Annotated in this window: 17 protein-coding genes; all 17 read left to right on the top strand. The window is 50.4% G+C overall.

The genetic code is table 11. From position 1 onward, the window contains the following. Positions 1–93 precede the first annotated feature (93 nt). The 17 genes from NR121_RS09295 to NR121_RS09215 all read left to right on the top strand — a co-directional run bounded on the left by NR121_RS09295 (position 94) and on the right by NR121_RS09215 (position 19,291). Complete coding sequence (locus tag NR121_RS09295; protein WP_160327389.1) at positions 94–591, top strand: TRAP transporter small permease; 498 nt, start codon at positions 94–96, stop codon at positions 589–591. Next, positions 588–1,853, top strand: coding sequence for a TRAP transporter large permease (locus tag NR121_RS09290; protein WP_256831109.1), 1,266 nt, complete (start codon positions 588–590; stop codon positions 1,851–1,853). The genes NR121_RS09295 and NR121_RS09290 overlap by 4 nt, the downstream gene beginning before the upstream one ends. A 54-nt stretch (positions 1,854–1,907) precedes the next feature. Beyond that, the gene (locus NR121_RS09285; protein WP_256831108.1) at positions 1,908–3,341 is read left to right on the top strand and encodes an NAD-dependent succinate-semialdehyde dehydrogenase; all 1,434 of its coding nucleotides are present in this window, start codon (positions 1,908–1,910) and stop codon (positions 3,339–3,341) included. A gap of 85 nt (positions 3,342–3,426) precedes the next feature. After that, positions 3,427–4,779, top strand: a complete 1,353-nt coding sequence (locus NR121_RS09280) for an FAD-binding oxidoreductase (RefSeq protein WP_235594358.1) — start codon at positions 3,427–3,429, stop codon at positions 4,777–4,779. 6 nt (positions 4,780–4,785) lie between these two features. Then, positions 4,786–6,078 carry a (Fe-S)-binding protein gene (locus tag NR121_RS09275; RefSeq protein WP_256831106.1) on the top strand — a complete coding sequence of 431 codons (1,293 nt, stop codon included), beginning with the start codon at positions 4,786–4,788 and terminating at the stop codon, positions 6,076–6,078. Between the two features lie 382 nt (positions 6,079–6,460). Then, a complete protein-coding gene (locus NR121_RS09270) occupies positions 6,461–7,408 on the top strand; it encodes an LLM class oxidoreductase (RefSeq protein ID WP_074729484.1) in 948 nt (315 codons plus the stop codon). A gap of 54 nt (positions 7,409–7,462) precedes the next feature. Then, positions 7,463–7,666 carry a hypothetical protein gene (locus NR121_RS09265; RefSeq protein WP_054817419.1) on the top strand — a complete coding sequence of 68 codons (204 nt, stop codon included), beginning with the start codon at positions 7,463–7,465 and terminating at the stop codon, positions 7,664–7,666. 552 nt (positions 7,667–8,218) lie between these two features. Beyond that, positions 8,219–9,019 (top strand): enoyl-CoA hydratase/isomerase family protein, encoded by an 801-nt coding sequence (locus NR121_RS09260; protein ID WP_062409573.1) that lies wholly within the window; start codon positions 8,219–8,221, stop codon positions 9,017–9,019. A 135-nt stretch (positions 9,020–9,154) separates the two neighbouring features. Continuing rightward, complete coding sequence (locus NR121_RS09255) at positions 9,155–10,717, top strand: benzoate-CoA ligase family protein (protein ID WP_062409572.1); 1,563 nt, start codon at positions 9,155–9,157, stop codon at positions 10,715–10,717. 107 nt (positions 10,718–10,824) lie between these two features. Beyond that, positions 10,825–11,703, top strand: coding sequence for a phenylacetic acid degradation operon negative regulatory protein PaaX (gene paaX, locus NR121_RS09250; RefSeq protein WP_074729486.1), 879 nt, complete (start codon positions 10,825–10,827; stop codon positions 11,701–11,703). A gap of 17 nt (positions 11,704–11,720) precedes the next feature. Continuing rightward, positions 11,721–13,517 (top strand): adenine deaminase C-terminal domain-containing protein, encoded by a 1,797-nt coding sequence (locus NR121_RS09245; protein WP_062409570.1) that lies wholly within the window; start codon positions 11,721–11,723, stop codon positions 13,515–13,517. 3 nt (positions 13,518–13,520) lie between these two features. Then, complete coding sequence (locus NR121_RS09240; protein ID WP_054817421.1) at positions 13,521–14,291, top strand: enoyl-CoA hydratase/isomerase family protein; 771 nt, start codon at positions 13,521–13,523, stop codon at positions 14,289–14,291. Positions 14,292–14,307: 16 nt separating this feature from the next. Then, positions 14,308–15,291: an MBL fold metallo-hydrolase gene (locus NR121_RS09235; protein WP_054817422.1), complete on the top strand. Its 984-nt coding sequence runs from the start codon at positions 14,308–14,310 to the stop codon at positions 15,289–15,291. Between the two features lie 70 nt (positions 15,292–15,361). Continuing rightward, positions 15,362–16,597 carry an ABC transporter substrate-binding protein gene (locus NR121_RS09230; protein ID WP_054817423.1) on the top strand — a complete coding sequence of 412 codons (1,236 nt, stop codon included), beginning with the start codon at positions 15,362–15,364 and terminating at the stop codon, positions 16,595–16,597. A 45-nt stretch (positions 16,598–16,642) separates the two neighbouring features. Beyond that, a complete protein-coding gene (locus NR121_RS09225; protein ID WP_054817466.1) occupies positions 16,643–17,509 on the top strand; it encodes a branched-chain amino acid ABC transporter permease in 867 nt (288 codons plus the stop codon). Continuing rightward, positions 17,509–18,519 carry a branched-chain amino acid ABC transporter permease gene (locus tag NR121_RS09220; RefSeq protein WP_062409568.1) on the top strand — a complete coding sequence of 337 codons (1,011 nt, stop codon included), beginning with the start codon at positions 17,509–17,511 and terminating at the stop codon, positions 18,517–18,519. Before NR121_RS09225 ends, NR121_RS09220 begins: the two co-directional genes overlap by 1 nt. Beyond that, on the top strand, positions 18,509–19,291 hold the full coding sequence (locus tag NR121_RS09215) for an ABC transporter ATP-binding protein (RefSeq protein WP_062409567.1): 783 nt from the start codon (positions 18,509–18,511) through the stop codon (positions 19,289–19,291). Before NR121_RS09220 ends, NR121_RS09215 begins: the two co-directional genes overlap by 11 nt. The last annotated feature ends 1 nt before the right edge of the window (position 19,292 follow it).

The following is a 19,292-nucleotide window of genomic DNA, read 5'->3' as shown; positions in this document are numbered from 1 at the left end:
TAAGCCAGTCCGGGGAGCGCTTTTCCTGGAATGGTTGAAACGGATTGGGGGCGGAATTTTTTGCGGAATTTGGTAACAAGGATAGATAAGATTTTGACCAAAATTGAAGAGAATCTGATTTTTGTTCTGATGCTTGCCATGCTTGTCGTCGTGGTTACAGGGATCATGAATCGTTTTATTCTTAAAGAATCATTGCCGTGGGCGGAAGAGCTTTCCCGTTATTTATTAATATGGTCTGCCTTGATTGGCGCGAGTTTGGGCGTAAAGCATTCCGTACATATCAGCATCGATGCGGTTAAAAACTTTCTGCCTGCGCGACTGCAGCGGGGCATCGTCATTTTGAGCTATCTGATTTCTTTTAGTTTTTGCATAACCGTGTTGGTCATCGGGATCCCGTTCGTGTTGAGATTAATGGAAACCAATCAGCTTTCTCCGGCCATGCGAATCCCGATTTACTTTGCGTATGCTTCTGTTCCGGTAGGTATTTTCTTCATGGCCATCCGTTATTTTTGCTTAACGGTTTATGAATGCACATCCAACCGTCAGGCGGTTGAAAAAGTCAAAACCGACAAGGAGGTTTTGGCAGGGTGAGCGCTACATTATTTGTCTCGATGCTGACGCTGTTGGCATTAAATGTTCCGCTGGCGATCGTGATCGCATTTGCATCGATTATCGCTATTCTATTTGCGTCGGATGTACCTTCGTTTGTTGCGGTTCAAAGAATATTTACAGGTCTGGATTCGTTTACGATTATGGCCATCCCGTTTTTTGTCATCGCCGGGAAGATCATGGAAAAGGGAGGAATATCCCAACGTTTGATCGGACTTGCGGCCAGTATTGTAGGTTCGACAACAGGCGGTCTGGCGATTATCGCGATTCTTGCCAGTATGTTTTTCGCCGCCATATCCGGGTCCGCACCGGCAACGGTGATTGCGATAGGGAGCCTTATGGTTCCGGCCATGGTGAAAGCAGGGTATGAAAAGGGCTTTTCCATTGCGCTGATGGCGACGGCTGGGACCATAGGCGTGATTCTTCCTCCGAGCATTCCTTTCATTACTTATGGAATTACGGCAAACGTCAGTATTGGCGATCTGTTTATCGCAGGCGTCATCCCGGGAATATTGATCGGGATATCATTGATGATTTACAGTTACTTTTATTCCAAGAAGCATGGATACCGTGGAGGAGAAAAAACCAGTTTTTCAAGATTTATCAAGCAATTGAAGGTGTCTATATTAGGCGTTCTCATGCCGGTGATTATTTTGGGCGGGATTTACGGCGGAATCTTTACTCCGACGGAATCGGGAGCAATTGCTTGCGTCTATGGTTTGATCGTTTCCTTTTTCGTATATAAGGAATTAAAGTTATCCGATTTAAAAGGAATATTTGTAGAGTCCGGTTACATTTCCGCTATGATTTTGCTGATTATGGCGGCGGCAAATATTATGAGTTGGATTCTGACGGCTGAGCAAGTGCCTAACAAAGTGGCGGAAATTGTAGGGCCTTATGCTACGAACGGCATCATGCTGCTGATTATTATTAATATTGTTTTGTTAATCCTTGGGACTTTTCTGGAATTAAATGCGGCCATTATTATTCTGGTTCCGATCCTGCTGCCGTTACTGGCCCAGTTTGATATTAATCTCGTCCATTTCGGAGTAATCATGATCGTAAACCTGGCCATTGGTTTGTTAACCCCGCCGCTCGGAGTCAATTTATTTGTGGCCAAAACGCTGGGTGATATCAGTTTCAATATGATTTTAATAAGGGTCGTACCTTTATTGGTTGTCGTATTGATCGATTTGATTTTAATTACTTTTATTCCAAAAATTTCGATGTTTCTGTTGGGATAGATGATATAATAAGAATGATTCTTCCGAATAGGGAATGAACAGGAGGCGGTTGACATGCTGTATATCAATGGGGAATTTTGTAAGGCCAAGTCCAATCAAACCTTTGACGTGATCAATCCGGCGACGGGTGAAATTGTGGAAAGCGTTGCCAAAGGGGGCGCGGAGGACGCGCAAGCCGCTATTGACGCAGCGCAGGCCGCACTGCAGCCCTGGTCCCGTTTAACGGCAAAGGAACGCTACGCGTATTTGACCCGGACGGCGGGAATCCTTCGCAGCCGTACCGAAACGATCGCGGAGCTGATCACCCGCGAGATGGGTAAACCGCTGGCCGAGGCGAGAGGAGAGATCGCTCTGGCCATTGACTACCTGGACTGGTATGCCGAAGAAGGGAAACGCATCTATGGAGATACCATACCGGCGTCGGCCCCGAACAAGCGCATCTTCGTTTTGCGTCAGCCGGTAGGTGTGGTCGGGGCGATCACCCCGTGGAACTTCCCGATCGCGATGATCACCCGCAAGCTCGCTCCGGCGCTGGCGGCAGGCTGTACGATCATTCTCAAGGCGGCATCGGCTACGCCGCTTGCGGCCATCGAGGTGTTCAAAGCGCTGCATGAGGCCGGTGTGCCCAAGGGTGTGGCCAACCTGGTCAACGGCTCCGCCTCCGAAGTGGTCGGTACGTTGATGGCCAGCCCCGTGGTACGCAAGATTACCTTCACCGGCTCCACCGAAGTCGGTAAAGAGCTCGTGCGCCAGTCGGCCGACACGATGAAGAAGGTATCGATGGAGCTTGGCGGACACGCTCCGCTTCTCGTATTCGAGGATGCCGATCTGGAGAAAGCGGCAGAGGGCGCGATCGCCAGCAAGTTCCGCAACGCGGGCCAAACGTGTGTTTGCACCAACCGCATTTATGTGCAGAAATCCGTCGCCGAGTCCTTTGCCAACATCATGGCGGAGAAAGTCAAGAAGCTGGTCATCGGCAACGGATTGAACGACGGCGTCCATATCGGTCCGTTGATCGACCAGGCGGCGGTGGCAAAAGCGCAGGAGCATATCGACGATGCGGTAGCCAAAGGTGCGACCATCCTGACCGGCGGCAGCAAGCTGACTGAGGGCGAACTGGCCAACGGCTGCTTCTTCGCGCCGACCGTACTGCTGAATGCAACGCATGAGATGAAGATTTCCTATGAAGAAACGTTCGGTCCGGTCGCGCCGATCTTCACGTTTGAAACTGAGGAAGAAGCGATCCGCTATGCGAACGACACCGAATACGGACTGGCCTCTTACATTTATACCAAAGACGGCTCCCGCATGTTCCGGGTGGCCGAAGCGCTGGAGTACGGCATCGTCGGCATCAACGACTCGCTGCCTACCGTGGCGCAGGCTCCGTTCGGCGGGATCAAGGAATCCGGCGTCGGACGCGAGGGCGGCAAGTACGGTATTGAAGATTATTTGGAGTATAAATTCCTGTCCCTCCAGTTGGACCTGTAAAAGGATGATTGCTGTGGCTTACAGAAAAGTAGATTCGGACATCGTACGCAGAGTACGTGCCATCATTCCTGAACATAAGCGTGTGATGACGGAAAAGCCGGATTTGGCCGGCTATTCCTTTGACGGATCGTTTGGCACCTATATGCCGGAGCTGGTCGTGCAGCCCAAAAGCACCGCCGAGGTGGCGGCCATCGTCAAGCTGGCCTACGAAGAAACCATTCCGGTGTATCCGCGCGGCCAGTCGACTTCGCTTTCCGGTGGACCGCTTCCTGTCGAAGGCGGCATTGTGCTGGACCTGTCCCGGTGGGATGAGAAGCTGGAGATTTACCCCGAAGATTTAATCGCTGTCGTTTCCCCGGGCGTATTGACCTCAAGTATCCATGCGGCGGCGGAAAAGGCGGGGCTGATGTACCCGCCCGACCCGAGCAGCTCCGCCGTTTCGACCATCGGCGGCAACCTGGCCGAGAATTCCGGGGGCCCGCGCGGCTTGAAGTACGGGGTAACCAAAGACTATGTGCTGGGGCTGGAATTCGTCACGCCGCAGGGCGAAATTATCCGTACGGGCGGCCGTACGGTGAAGAACGTCACCGGCTACGATCTGACCAAGCTGATTGTCGGATCGGAAGGTACGCTTGGCGTCATTACGGAAGCGACGCTGCAGCTGATTCCCAAGCCGCCGAAAACGGCGACGCTGCTGGCGATCTTTGACGATATCGTGACCTCCGGGCAAGCGATCTCGAAGGTGCTGACCTCGGGCATCCTGCCCTCCAAGATGGAGATCATGGATCAGGCCTGTATTCACGCGGTGGAAAACTACGAGCCGAGCGGACTGCCTGTCGATGCGGAGGCGATCATCCTGATTGAGGTGGACGGTCATGCCCGCACGGTAGAGGAAGAAATCCGGGAAGCCGGCCGGATTTGCGAGGCCATCGGGGCCCGCAAGGTACAGATTGCCAGCACGGCAGCGGAGGAGGCCAATTTGTGGAAGGCGCGCAAAATGGTGTCTCCGGCGATCACCCGGGTCAAGCCGACCAAGATTTCCGAGGATGCCACCGTTCCGCGCAGCCAGATTCCGGCGATGTTTGCCCGGCTGAAGGCGATCCGCGAAAAATACAACGTCAACCTCGTCGTATTCGGCCATGCCGGAGACGGCAATCTGCATCCGAACATTGTCGCCGACAAGCGGGACAAAGAAGAGATGAAGCGTGTCGAGCAGGCCGTGACGGAGATCTTTGAGGCGGCCATCGAGTTGGGCGGCACGCTGTCCGGCGAGCACGGCATCGGCAACATGAAGGCGCCGTTTATGGAGATGGAGCTGGGCAAAGCGGGGCTTCAGATGATGAAGCTGATCAAGGATAGTTGGGATCCGAAAAATATTATGAATCCGGGAAAGATTTTTCCTGCTCCCGGGCAGCGGCTCAACTTAACGGAGGGGTAGCGGCCGATGAAGCATACCAAAGAATTGCCATACGACGAAACGATCCAATGCGTCCAGTGCGGCTACTGTTTGCCGGCTTGCCCTACCTATGTGACCATGGAACGGGAGACCCATTCGCCTCGCGGCCGGATCAATCTGGTGAAGATGGCGGCGGAAGGACATCTGTCGCTTCATGAGCTGGAGGGGCCGCTCGATCTGTGTCTGGGCTGCCGCGCCTGTGAAACGGCCTGTCCGTCGGGCGTAGAGTACGGTAAAATTCTGGAAGGTGCGCGGGAAGTGCTGGCGGAGCATAAGGCCCGGCGCACCTCCAAGCCGCTGCGCAAGATGCAGGACGCCATGTTCCGGAACGTCTTTCCCGACTCGAAGAAGCTCAAGGTTGCGGCCGATATGATCTGGCTGTACCAAAAGAGCGGTCTGCAGAAGGTGGCGCACAAAGGAAAGCTGACGCGGGTTCTGCCCCAAAATCTGTGGGCCTTTGAGGAAGTGCTGCCGCAGGTGACTTCTCCCGCAGCGCGGCGCCATCGTCCGCGTCTCTTCGAACCGCCGCAGGGGACCAGGCCCAAATGGAAAGTGGCCTTTTTTACCGGCTGTATTATGGATGCGATGTTCGAGAAGATCAACCGGCTGTCTATGGAGCTGTTGGCGCTGGCAGGCTGCGAGGTGCAGGTGATCGCCGAGCAGACCTGCTGCGGGGCGCTTCACGCGCATGCCGGACGCAAGGACGATACGGTGATGCTGGCCAAGCAGAATATTGAGGCGTTTGAGCAGCTGGATGTCGATTTCATTATCAACAATGCGGGCGGCTGCGGCGCGATGCTGGTGGAATACGATCACCTGTTCCATGGTGACCCGGAGTGGGAAACGCGTGCGAAGGCCTTTGTGGCCAAAACCCGCGATATTACCCAGGTGCTGGCGCAATGTGAGCTGCCGCTGGCCAAACCGGTCGACGAGATCGTCACCTACCAGCGTTCCTGCCATATGACCAACGTCCAGAAGGTGGTCAAGGAGCCTTTGGAGCTGATCAAGCGGATTCCGGGGATCACGTATAAGGAAATGGCCAACCCGAATATGTGCTGCGGGTCGGCCGGGATTTACAATGTGGTTAATTACGAGGAATCCATGGAGATCCTCGACGTCAAGATGGAGACGGTAAAGACGACCCAGGCGACGACGATCGTCACCACCAACCCGGGCTGTCTGCTGCAGATGAAGCTGGGCGTGCAGAGAGAAGGCATGTCGGCCAAGGTTCGGACGGTTCACCTCGTTGAACTGCTGGCGGAGTCCTGCGGTATTTCATAAACATCAAGGGGCTGTCCCATAAGTCATCCTGACTGAGGGACGGCCCTTGTTATATGAAAGAAACGACGATAGGGCAGGAGTAAGGGGGGAAGCACAATCTCATCCAAAAACGTTTTGACGCGTGCTTCCGCATGTTTCAGATTCATACGGGTTTGGCGATTCACAAGCCACGACCAGCGTATGAGCATGGCCCACCCTATGAAAGATCATGTCTATATTGTAATTTATAAGAAAAGGCGCAGCGGAGCCGTATCCATTTACTTCGGATCATAGAATTGATATCCTTTTTTCAAGGAGGAGGTTACATAAAAGAAGAGAGGACGGGGCATTTTACCTTTTGTCCTGCGTTTGGCAATTTGCGGCGGAAGGAAACGATCGGCCTATGAATGACTTCAGTCGGCACCAAGGCTATAGACGGATGTTTAAAGAAAATCATTTGACGCTGGGACTGTTCTTTCCTTTGGAAGCGTATGAAGGAAGTATTCCGGTCATGAATGTGGAGGAACAAGTCAAGCTGGCAAAGAAAGCGGAGCAATGGAATTTTGCTTCCTTATTTGTACGGGATGTTCCATTATACGATCCCAACTTTGGAGACACCGGACAAATCTACGATCCCTGGGTCTATCTCGGATATATAGCGGCTCACACGGAAAAGATCGCTCTGGGTACGGGAAGTATTATAGTCACGCTAAGGCATCCTTTGCATGTCGCGAAAGCGGCTGCTTCTACCAACCTTATTTCCGGCAGACGGCTGATTCTTGGCGTGGCTACCGGCGATAGGCCTATGGAGTTTCCCGGCTTTTCGGTTGATTTTGATCAAAGAGGGGAACGGTTTCGGGAAGCCTTGTCCGTCATCAAAAACGTATGGAATCAATCATTTCCCGTCATTCAAACCCCCAGGGTACATATGGTCGGCGGAGATCTGCTGCCGAAGCCGGAATTGCGCGACATTCCGGTTCTGGTGACCGGCCATAGCGGCCAGTCGATGGAATGGATTGCGGCCAACGCAGACGGATGGCTGTATTACCCGCGCAATCTCTTTCATCAAACGAGCCTGATTCGGGATTGGCGTTCTCATTTGGAGGTCTTCAAGCCCTTTACCCAGTCTTTATATATCGATTTGGCGGAGGATCCGGATGAAGCGGCCAGCGCCATTCATTTGGGGTTTCGAATCGGCCGCAGGCGCTTGATCCGATTCATTGAAAATTTAAAAGCTGCTGGAGTGAATCATGTCGTATTCAATTTGAAATACGGCAGCCGTCCTGCAGCCGAAGTCATAGATGAGCTGGGCGAAGAAGTGGTGCCTTTGTTTCCTGCTTTAGATGTTTAGATGGTATTCTGACATGTGAAGAGCATCAAAAATAAAAACGGACGGAGGGTTACCATGTTTGTAGTGAAACTGTATAATCAATCGGCGGAATGCCTGCATATCGGCCGTTTCGATGATCTTGCGTCATCGGAAGAAGCGGCCAAAAAGGGATTAAGATATAGTCATGTAGCGATCATATATGAAGGAGAAATGCCGGTAAAGCTGTATGATCAAGGCGAGTATAAAAACGGTTTTCCTTTAGGGGTCGGAAGCTATTAATCAAAAGACCGGCTAACCAAGCCAAAGTGAATCCAGGATCATCTATCAGATTCGCTTTGGTTTTTTTTATCCAGCAATTCCCGTATTGAAAAAAGAGGGAAAACCGGAGGGAACGAGGAACTATTACACTATTCAACTATTTCTCGATGATCTTATAAGTTAAAGCAGAATCGATCCGATAAGGAATTTATATTATGATAATATAACGTTTGTTAATAAAACGCAATACAAATTTGCGAAATAGCTTGTTAGTTTGCTCTAATAGTCCTCATAAATACGAAATACACCAGATGGATTAAATTAAAGCGAATAATAAAAAAATATGTAAGCGATTTCAATTGGCCCTTGCCTTTCCAATCACATTACGATATATAATCTTGCGATAAAAAAACATAATACGGATGTAAAATCGAGCATTTTAAAGCATGTGTGAGATTTATCACAGGAATTGAGCCAAAACTACCCAAATCTATTCTTGATAATATTCAAACAATTTTGTAAATTATGTATTGTATACGTAAGTCAAAAAAACGTAATAGGAGGTTTTTAAACATGTCATCCGTATCTGTGAACAAGGAAACCGCATTGACACTTAAAAAAGAAAATGGAATCGCAGAAATTCATCTGCACGTGAACAAAACGAACTCCTACAGTCTGGACTTCTATCAAGAGTTGAATGCGGCGATTGACGATATCCGCTTTGATTCCTCGATTAAAGTTGCCATCCTCATGAGCGATGTACCGAAATTTTTCTCTGCGGGAGCGGATATTAACTTCTTGAAGGCGGCTGAGCCCCGTTTCAAAACGCAATTCTGCTTGTTCTGCAACGAGACACTGGATAAAATGGCGCGTTCCCCGCAAATTTTCATTGCCTGTCTTGAGGGACATACGGTCGGCGGCGGTCTGGAGATGGCGCTCGGGTGCGACCTTCGCTTTATGGGGGATCAAGCAGGTAAAATCGGTCTGCCGGAAATCTCGCTCGGGGTGCTCGCCGGAACCGGCGGAACGCAGCGGTTGGCGCGTTTGATCGGTTTCTCCCGCGCACTGGACATGAATATCACAGGCAAAACGATCTCGCCGCAGGAGGCGCTCGAAATCGGCCTGGTCAACGATGTGTTCCCGCAGGAGCAAACGCGCGAAAAAGTGCTGGAATACGCCAGAAACATCGTCAACAGCGCATCCTATGCGGCTTCGAACATCAAGCTTTCCATCATGAACGGCAAAGAAATGCCGCTGAATGTGGCGATTCGTTACGAAGGCGAGCTGCAAAATCTGCTCTTCCGTTCCGAAGATGCTAAAGAAGGTTTAAGCGCTTTCCTGGAAAAACGGCAGGCAAACTGGAAAGGTCTGTAACAAATAAAACGGTTGTTACCCACAGTAGGCAAGAAAACCTCATAACGACGATATCCGCTGCAGCTTACAGCAGATATTGTCGTTATTCCTGCAGTCGTGCAATGAGTAATCCTGAACAAGAAGGTGGATATAACGATGGAATTGCGTGGAATCGGTTCTTCCTATAACGCGGCTACCCGTTTTATCGATGACAATGTGAGTAATGGATTAGGCGACAAAGCTGCTGTTTATTATAACGATCAGAGCATTACCTACAGTCAACTGCAAGAATTCGTTAATAGAGCGGGAAATGGGCTTAAAGAATTGTCGGTTGAAATGGAGAATCGCGTTTTGCTGATATGCCACGATACACCGGAAATGATCGCCGCATTCTATGGTGCGGTCAAGATCGGAGCGGTTCCTATTCCGGTCAATACCATCATGGCGCCTGCCGATTATGAATATTTTTTAAATAACAGCAGAGCGAAAGCGGTTGTCGTCCATGAAGATATCTGGCATAAAATCCGTCATTTGCGTGACCGGTTTATTTATCTCAGGCATGTCATAGTGATTCATGATAGCGCTATCAAAGAGGCGGGCGTGATTGATTATCACGAATGGATCCAAGCGGCTTCGCCTCAGTTGGAGGTGGCTCTGACGGATCCCGGCGATTCGGCCTTTTGGCTGTACAGCTCGGGAAGTACAGGCAAGCCCAAAGGCGTGATCCATTTGCAGCACGATATGGAATGGGCTTATAACGCCTACGCCAAACAGATTTTGCAAATCAGGGGAGACGACATTACGTTTTCCGCCTCCAAGCTCTTTTTTGCCTACGGCTTAGGCAATGGCATGTATTTTCCGTTAGGTGCGGGAGCATCCACCGTATTATTGCGGGAGCGTCCAAAACCGGAGACGGTGCTTGAAACCATTGAGAAATACAAGCCGACGATCTTTTTCGGCGTACCGACGCTTTACGGTTCGATGATTGATTTAGTGGAGCGTTCGGGCAAAACGTACGATCTCTCTTCTCTCCGGCTTTGCGTATCGGCAGGAGAAGCACTGCCAGCTCAATTCATCAGGAAGTGGAGGCTGCTGTTCGGCGTCGATATTCTGGACGGAATCGGTTCTACGGAAGCGCTTCACATTTTTATATCGAACAGGGTCGGAGATATACGGGAAGGAAGCACAGGCAAGCTTGTTCCCGGTTATGAGGCCAAAATCGTGAATGAAATGGGAGAGGCTCTTCCTCCCAATGAAACGGGCGACCTGTTAATTAAAGGAGACAGCATCGCCAGCGCCTACTGGAATCTTCATGAGGAAAACAAAAACAAGTTTTACGGCGAATGGTTTCAAACCGGCGATAAATATTATATGGATGAAGAAGGCTACTTTTGGTATTGCGGCCGTTCCGATGACATGATTAAAGTCGGCGGCATCTGGGTCTCTCCTATTGAAGTTGAAAACGCTTTAATCCGGCATGATGCCGTGCTGGAAGTCGCCGTGGTAGGCGCGAAACTGGACAGCAACCTGGTACAGCCTAAGGCCTATGTAGTGTTAAAGGAGGGGGTAGCCCCGTCGGATAGCTTAATGAATGATATGAAGGACTTTTTGAAGAAGGAACTGGCACCCTATAAATATCCGCGAATCATTGAATTTATCGATGAACTGCCCAAAACGGCTTCCGGTAAAATTCAACGCTTCAAGCTGAGAATCAGTTAGGGGACGAGTCCGTACCGCGGCCACCGTAATCTTGAAATTTTCTGAAAACTGGCATAATCTATTATCAGTGATTACCATTTACAATGAAGAAGGAGAACTTAACAAGAATGAAACCCAGATCACTGATGTTTACATTGTACGGTGACTTTATTCAATATTACGGTGGGGAAATCTGGATCGGAAGTCTGATTCGAATGATGGCTGAATTCGGAATCTCCGAATCGTCGGTACGCGGCGCAACGCTCCGTATGGTTCAGCAGGATCTTCTGCAGGTGAGAAGAGTAGGGAATAAAAGCTACTACAGCTTGACGGAAAAAGGAAAACGCAGAATCGAGGACGGCGTCAGAAGGGTATATTCGATCAAAAGCCACAAGTGGGACGGTTTCTGGCGAATTTTAACGTATTCCATGCCGGAGGAAAAACGCGACTTGAGAAACCAGGTTCGCAAGGAATTAAGCTGGACCGGATTCGGGATGATTTCCAACAGCACCTGGGTAAGCCCCAACCCCTTGGAAAAACAAATATTGGAAATGATCGAAACCTATGAATTAAAGGAATATGCGATGCTGTTCAGCTCCAGTTCCCTCTTATCGCATGACCAGCAGTACATCATTGACAAAGGCTGGAATTTGCAAAGCATTCAAGAGGATTACAAAACCTTCATCGAGACCTACAGGCCCAAATACGAGATGCTGAAAGAACGCGTCTGGAACGATTCCTTGACCAGTCTGGAAGCTTTTGTAGAACGAACATACCTTGTTCATTATTATAGAAAATTCCTGTTTAATGATCCCGGCTTTCCTCAGGATCTGCTGCCGCACAATTGGAACGGGAACGAAGCGAGGGATTTGTTTTGGAATATGCACCAGCTTCTCTCCACACTTTCGGTCAAATATTTTGAAAGCTTGTTTGAGCAGGCCCCTGACCGGGAAATTCAGGCCAAAAGGGAGAAGGCCATCAATCCGTTCGCAGAAATATATATTTGACCCATATTTGAAGGTCAATGCGTAAGGAGGAGCTTGCTTTGAAATCACATGCAACAAGAGTTGAATTGATTGAAGTTGCACAAGGTCGCCGTCCCGCGGATCTGTTCATCAAGGGCGGTACGGTGATTAACGTGTACTCGGGCGAGTTCCTGCCGCAGAACGTGGCTATCTACAAAGACCGCATCGCTTATATCGGGAATAGCGAAGCGGCAATAGGGGAACATACCCGGGTGATTCATGCCGAAGGGAAGTATGTCTCGCCGGGCTTTATCGAACCGCATGCACATCCATGGGTTGTATACAACCCTGTCAGCCTCACAATGAAATCGCTTTCATCAGGAACGACTACATTAGTGAACGATAATCTGTTTTTTTATCTCCATATGGGTGCTAGCGGGTTTAAAGCCATGCTGCAGGACCTTAGAGAATTGCCCGGAAATAACTTATGGCTCGTACGCCTGGTTTCGCAGGCGGAGTACCCGAGTGAGCGGGATGAGTTTAACGCCGGGGACGTCCGTTCTTTGCTTGAGCTTGAGGAGGTCGTCGGTACGGCGGAGATCACCCGCTGGCCGCTCTTGTATAAAGGCGATCCGTTTGTGATAGATACGATCGAATATGCCAAGCGTCTGGGGAAAATATCGGATGGACATACGGCCGGCTGCTCCTATGAAAAGCTGAATTCGATCGTGGCTGCAGGCATTAGCGCCTGTCACGAAGCGATTACCGCGCAAGAAGCTTTGGACCGGCTGCGTTTAGGCATGTGGACGACGCTGCGCAACAGCTCGCTGCGTCCGGATTTTCCCGAGATTATGAAGCTGATCACAGAAAATAAAGTGAGTACGAATCGTATTTTGCTGACGACCGATGGCCCTCACCCTGCCTTTATCGAGGAACAGGGCTCTGTCGACGGGCTGCTGAGAATAGCGGTGGAGCTTGGATTGACTCCGATGCAGGCTATTCAAATGGCGACGATTAATCCGGCCACCTTTCTCGGCCTGGATCAGGAAGTCGGCGGAATCGCTCCCGCCCGGCGGGCCGACGTGCTGATTTTGCCGAACCTGGTTGATTTTCGTCCGGAGCTGGTCATTTCCGCCGGTACCATCGTAGCATTGAAAGGCCAAACGCTTGTATCTCCACCGGTCATCGATTGGATGAAATACGTGGCCAAACCGGCGTTTACCATGGAACGGACGTTACTGCAGCATCCGGATTTGTACCGTTATCCGCATACCTCTTCAGCCGAACCCGTACCGGTCATTTATTTTCAAAGCAACGTGATCACAAAGAAAAAAGATACGGAGTTGCCTGTAAACAACGGGTATGCAGACCTGTCAAAGCATCCGGGGCTGGTGATGGCCAACCTGATCGACAGGGATGGCCAATGGATTACCAAAGGCATTATGGAACGCTTTGCCGTAGATTTAGACGGGATGGCTTCCACCTATAATACGACGACACAATTGCTTGTCATCGGCAGGGATGCAGAGGCGATGGCGAAGGCGGCGGCGCGTGTCCATGAGCTGGGCGGCGGTATTGTCATCGTAGACCGTGGAGAAATCATTGTAGAGATTCCGCTTCCGTTAGCCGGAATGATGACCACCGACCCTGAGTTTCACAAGGCGGTAGAGTATCAGGAAGTGCTGTTATCCGAGCTGAAGAAAAGGGGATTTCCTTTCCACGACATCCTGTATACGCTGCTGTTCCTGACATGCGACTTCCTTCCCGGGCTGCGATTAATTCCTCTTGGTCTTTATGACGTCAAGGCTGGCGGAGTCATTAAACCGGCCGCAGCGATAGAAACAGAAAGGGTGTAAGCCGTGAGCGAATATCAATGGATCGGCTTCTCGATCGAAGACAAGGTTGCCACTCTTGTATTACGAAGAGCTCCAGTCAATGTCATGAACATGGAAATGATGGAGGAAATGGTTCACGCATTTAGTTCACTCCATGGCAATGAACATTTGAATGCGCTTGTCATCCGTGCGGAAGGAAAAGTATTCTCCGCAGGGGTTGCGGTGGAAGACCATCTGGGTGATAAAACGGAGCCGATGATTCATCTGTTTCACCGCATGTTCCACTGCCTTGCTGACGTTCCCTGCCCGACGATTGCCGTGGTCGACGGCGCAGCGCTTGGAGGCGGATGCGAGCTGGCTACGTTCTGCGATATCGTGCTTTCCAGCGAACGGGCGAAGTTCGGTCAGCCTGAGATTCATCTGGCGCTGTTTCCACCCGTATCCATCGTGACCTTCCCCTGGATGACCGGCTATAACAGAACGATGGAGCTTTTATTGACGGGTGAGAGCATCAGTGCGGCCAAGGCTTATGAGTGGGGGCTGGTCAACCGGGTCGTTCCTCCAAGCGAGCTGGACGGCGCTCTGGAGCAGCTGCTCTCGCACTTGCGCACCAAAAGCGCCCTGGCTTTGCGTTTAACGCGAAAAACGGTCCGCGAATCCATGGCCCCATCCTTTGCTTCGGCGATCAAACCCGTGGAAAACATCTATTTAAGGGAACTGGTTCAATCCGCAGACGCTCAAGAAGGCTTGAAAGCGTTTTTGGAGAAGCGTCGGCCCGTTTGGCATAACAAATAGAGAGGCGCGCTTAAAGATGGAGCAGATTAGAAAAGGGCTATTTAGAATACCCATTCCGGTGCCGTTCCCGATGAAGTACATCTATTGCTATCTGGCGATAGGACAGCAAGGGATTGTCATGATCGATGCGGGTTTTAACTATAAGGACGCACAAGAGGCATGGAAACAGGCGTTTACCGAGCTGAAGATTCAGCCGAAAGATATCGAGGTCATTTACCTCACCCATTTTCATCCGGATCATTTCGGTTTGTCGGGATGGATGCAGGAATGGACCGGCGCCCCGGTCTATATCAGTGAAGCGGACATGGCGATGGTGGACAGGGCATGGAGAAACGGCGATGTTCAAGCCAAGCTTGTCGGGCAAATGGGCAAAGAGAATGGCGTTCCCGAGTCGTTGGCCGAGCAAATTGTTGAACATATGCTAAAGCTCCATGACCATGTGCTTCCCCTGCCTGAGCTCAGGCCGATGACGATGACGGAAGTAAGACTGGGCGATGAACTCTGGCAGGTGATTCCGACACCGGGTCACAGCGACGGGCATCGTTGCTTCTATCAATCGGAGAACCGGTTGCTGCTCGCGGGAGATCATATTCTGGATAAAATTACACCGAATATCAGCTTGTGGCCCGGAGGCCGGTCCAATCCCCTGGAAGACTACGTTCAATCGCTGCAGCAAACGGCGGCGCTTGATATCTCGCTGGCGCTTCCGGCGCACGGCAAGCTGATCGATAACATTCCACAACGGGTATCGCAATTATTGGAGCATCATCAGCAGCGGTTAGAGCAAATGCGGGGGCTTGTGAGGCAGGGGAGGACCGCTTATGAAGTGGCCTCGGATGTATTCCGGCATAAGGAGCTGACCCCGCACCAATGGCGGTTCGCTATGGCGGAGACCCTTGCTCATCTGGAATGTCTGGCGTTTCAAGGAAGATTGAATAAAAGTCAAGACGGTCAACTCAACATTTACACCCAAGCGAATCCCGACGAAATGTTTCTATAAGGATTCCAACGAAAAAAATCTTTTTCCCTCCGTGTTCCATAGTTATAAAAATATATAGGGGTGATCAAGGATGAAAAGAGTAAAAGGGAGTTTATTGATCGTTTTGGCTTTATGTTTGGTATTCGTTACGGCCTGTGGCCAGTCGGCGGGAACAACAACCCCAAGTAACAGTCCCGGTACAGGCGACGCTTCAACTCCCACTGCAAATGGTAAGGACCCTGTAAAAGTAGGAGCCATTTTGCCTTACTCCGGTGTCTACGCTTCTCTGGGTGAGAATTTGACCCGAGGCATGGAGCTTTATTTTGAAAGCGTGAACTGGGAAGCTGCAGGCAGAAAAATCACGCTCATTAAAGAAGATGAAGAGAACGATCCTCAGGGGGCGCTTCGTAAATTACGCAAGCTGATGGAAAAAGACAATATCGATATTTTGACCGGTCCTGTAAGTACGGCTGTCGCTTATGCCTTGCGCGATGAAGTGGACAGCAAAAAGCTGCCGTTTCTCGTATCTCACGCCGGCGGCAACGATTTGACGAGAACCAAACGCAGCGACTACATTTGGCGTTCATCGTTCAGCTCCTGGCAAATCGGGAACTCGATGGGGAAATACGCCTATGATCACATTGCCAAAAAGATTTATGTAACCGCTGCCGACTACGCCTTCGGCAAAGAGGTGGCAGGCGCCTTCAAAGAAGCGTTTACGGCTGCCGGCGGCGAGATTGTCGGTGAAGTGTATCCGCCTCTGGGCTCGAATGACTATGCTTCTTACTTAACGCAGATCAAAGGCAAAAAACCGGAAGCCGTGTATGCTTTCTTCGCTGGCGCCGACGCCGTGCGATTTGTCAAACAGTATGAGCAGTACGGCCTGAAAGGACAAATTCCGCTGATCGGCTCCGGATGGTTAAATGCGGAGGACATTCGCCCTGAACAAGGCAATTCCCCGGAAGGCATCACCAGCACCATGTTCTGGGATTATCATCTGGATACGCCGGAGAACAAAGCGTTCGTTGCAGCCTATGAGAAGAAGTACAATGCGCGTCCGAGCATCGAATCGGTTGAAGGCTATGACGCCGCACGCGTCATTGTCGAAGCCTTGAAAAGCTTGAACGGAGATACGTCCGATAAGCAAAAATTGTCTCAAGCGATCGGCAAGGTTCAATTTACAAGTCCTCGCGGACCGATCCAATTCGATCCGGAGACGCATCATGTGATTCAAAAGTTGTACCTGATCAAAACAGAAATTCAAAACGGCAAGACAGAGAACAAGGTTGTTGAAGAGATCGGGGAAATTAAAGATCCAGGGAAATGACGGGAAGGCCTTGATAGCCCCGCACCATGAAGGAGAGGGATGGTCTTGGATATTATAGCTATACAGTTAGTCAACGGTTTGTCATATGGTCTGCTCCTTTTTATGATAACCATCGGTTTGTCGTTAATCTTCGGAATAATGGGCGTTTTGAATTTGGCCCATGGTTCTCTTTACATGATAGGGGCCTATCTGGCCCTTAGCATTACTCAGCATATTGCTCCCAACTTTATGTATGCGCTGCTTCTGGCTCCCATTTTTGTCGCCGTTATCAGTTTCCTGCTTGAAATTTGCCTGCTGCGCCCCACTTATAAATTAGGGCACTTGTCGCAAGTGCTTCTGACCTTCGGAGTAGCCTACATTCTTCACGATGTGGTTCGTTTAATCTGGGGCGCCAATGTCAAATCCTTGACGCTTCCCCCTTGGTTAAGCGGGTCCGTAGAGCTGTTCGGTCAAACCTTTCCTCTATACCGCATACTGATTATGGGCTTTGGTCTGCTGGTTGCCGCCGTCATGTGGTACCTGCAGGAAAAAACCAGATGGGGAGCCATTATTCGTGCCGGCTTAAGCAACCGCGAGATGGTAAGCGGGCTGGGCATTAACATCAAAATCGTGTTCTCCGTCGTCTTTGCCATCGGAGGACTTCTGGCCGGACTCGGCGGTGTGGCCGCAGGTCCGGTGCTGGGGCTCTATCTGGGAATGGAATTTGAAGTGCTGATCCTTGCGCTGGTGATCCTGGTGGTCGGGGGACTGGGGTCCATCACCGGCACATTGCTTGCCGGCTTGATTGTCGGCGTAGTGGAAACCTTCGGCAAGGTGCTGTTTCCGCAGCTGAGCTTGCTCATCATTTTCGGACTGATGGCTCTCGTTCTGGTTGTAAAACCTACCGGAATGTTAGGAAAGCAGGTGCATTGATGGCTGGATTGAAAAAGAACCCGGTGGTCTTCTTAGTCCTTTTGGTTGCGCTTTGCATTGCCCCTTTTATCATGTCCAATTATTTCCTCAGCATTCTGGTTGAAATCTTAATTCTGGGCATTTTTGCTCTCAGCCTGAATATCCTGGTAGGTTATACCGGTCTGGTATCGCTCGGACATGCGGCATTTTTCGGTGTGGGGGCGTATACCTCCAGTCTGATTGCGATCCATTACACCTCGAATGTATTCGTCACTTTAATTGCGGGAATCCTTTTATCGCTGATGATGGCCGGTATGATCGGATTTTTCTGCAACCGGGTCAACGGATTTTATTTTCTGATGCTTACCCTCGCTTTTTCACAAATGTTTTATGCGCTCGTGTATCGTTGGGGCAGTCTGACCCAAGGGGACAACGGATTATCCGGAATTCCAAAGCCTACGCTATGGGTCAATGGGCTGTTGGATAGTCCGATCGCGTTTTATTTCTTTATCCTGATCATCTTTTTGATCGTTTTCATCGGTCTGAGCGTGATTCTGCATTCCCCACTGGGCCAAATTTTCGTCGGCATCCGGGAGAACGAAACCAGGGTCAGAGTCATGGGCTACAATACGACGATCTATAAAAACATTTCTTTTATTCTGGCGGGAGGAATAGGCGGGTTGGCCGGCAGCCTGTATGCCTTTTTCAACGGATTTATATCTCCAAAAGATATTTATTGGACGATGTCCGGGGAAGTACTGATTATGGTGCTGGTCGGAGGCGTCGGAACGTTGATCGGTCCGGTGCTGGGGGCGGCTTTTATCGTCATCCTGGAAACGTTCGTCAGCTCCTATACGGATATGTGGATGCTCATTGTCGGTATGACGTTCATCCTGTTCGTTATTTTTATTCCGAAAGGCATTGTCAGTATCGGGTCATTGTGGAATGAACGGAAAAACGTTAATCAGGGGAAGGGTAACGAGAAAGAGTTGAAGGTCAGGATGAGCGGGGTGATTCAGGATGAGAAATGAAGAGCATTCCATCGTGGCGGATCATGCGCTGCGTGTAGAAGGGATCGGCAAGCGATTCGGCGGTCTGGAGATATTAAAAGACATTACCTTTGCCGTTCAACCGGGTGAACGCCGAGCCTTCATCGGACCGAACGGAGCGGGGAAGTCGACCTTGTTTAACATGATTGCCGGAGATTTGGCGGCGTCCAGCGGAGATATTTACTATTTTAATGAGAATATTTCCCGGGTACCCAACCATCAACGGGTCAGAAAAGGCATGGTGAGGACTTTTCAAAAAAGCAATCTGCTTCAAGAGCTGACCGTGCTGGATAACCTGCTGCTGGTGCTGCAGGTGAAGTTTGGGCTCCATCATGTTTGGTTTCGCAAAAGAACCGCCCAACAATTTCCGGAGCTGTACAGCCGGGCAGAGCAGCTCTTGGATACTTGGGGGCTTGCGGACCGGAAGGACACCGTGGTCAAAAAGCTTTCCTACGGAGAGCAAAGGCAGGTCGAGATTATGCTGGGCATTGCGACGGAGCCCAAAGTACTGCTGTTGGATGAACCGACCGCCGGCATGTCCAACACGGAAACCCAGCATATTCTGAAGCTGCTGCAAAATATGCCCAGAGACCTGACGCTGCTGATCATTGAGCATGATATGGAGGTCGTATTCGGGCTGGCTGACCGCATTTCGGTTCTATATAACGGAAATATTTTCCTGGAAGGCGATCCTCAGATGATTAAGACGGATCTCAGAGTATATGAAATTTATTTTGGAAAGGAGGGGGCATAAG

This window comes from Paenibacillus sp. Pae15 (assembly GCF_024519685.1).
GTDB classification, from domain to species: domain Bacteria; phylum Bacillota; class Bacilli; order Paenibacillales; family NBRC-103111; genus Paenibacillus_G; species Paenibacillus_G naphthalenovorans.
This window is presented reverse-complemented; position numbering and strand designations above follow the sequence as displayed.

Coding starts and splice junctions, on each gene's coding strand:
- NR121_RS09285 (WP_256831108.1), top strand. CDS start 1,908: ATGCTGTATATCAATGGGGAATTTTGTAAGGCCAAGTCCAATCAAACC.
- NR121_RS09280 (WP_235594358.1), top strand. CDS start 3,427: ATGACGGAAAAGCCGGATTTGGCCGGCTATTCCTTTGACGGATCGTTT.
- NR121_RS09275 (WP_256831106.1), top strand. CDS start 4,786: ATGAAGCATACCAAAGAATTGCCATACGACGAAACGATCCAATGCGTC.
- NR121_RS09270 (WP_074729484.1), top strand. CDS start 6,461: ATGAATGACTTCAGTCGGCACCAAGGCTATAGACGGATGTTTAAAGAA.
- NR121_RS09265 (WP_054817419.1), top strand. CDS start 7,463: ATGTTTGTAGTGAAACTGTATAATCAATCGGCGGAATGCCTGCATATC.
- NR121_RS09260 (WP_062409573.1), top strand. CDS start 8,219: ATGTCATCCGTATCTGTGAACAAGGAAACCGCATTGACACTTAAAAAA.
- NR121_RS09255 (WP_062409572.1), top strand. CDS start 9,155: ATGGAATTGCGTGGAATCGGTTCTTCCTATAACGCGGCTACCCGTTTT.
- paaX (WP_074729486.1), top strand. CDS start 10,825: ATGAAACCCAGATCACTGATGTTTACATTGTACGGTGACTTTATTCAA.
- NR121_RS09245 (WP_062409570.1), top strand. CDS start 11,721: ATGCGTAAGGAGGAGCTTGCTTTGAAATCACATGCAACAAGAGTTGAA.
- NR121_RS09235 (WP_054817422.1), top strand. CDS start 14,308: ATGGAGCAGATTAGAAAAGGGCTATTTAGAATACCCATTCCGGTGCCG.
- NR121_RS09230 (WP_054817423.1), top strand. CDS start 15,362: ATGAAAAGAGTAAAAGGGAGTTTATTGATCGTTTTGGCTTTATGTTTG.
- NR121_RS09220 (WP_062409568.1), top strand. CDS start 17,509: ATGGCTGGATTGAAAAAGAACCCGGTGGTCTTCTTAGTCCTTTTGGTT.
- NR121_RS09215 (WP_062409567.1), top strand. CDS start 18,509: ATGAGAAATGAAGAGCATTCCATCGTGGCGGATCATGCGCTGCGTGTA.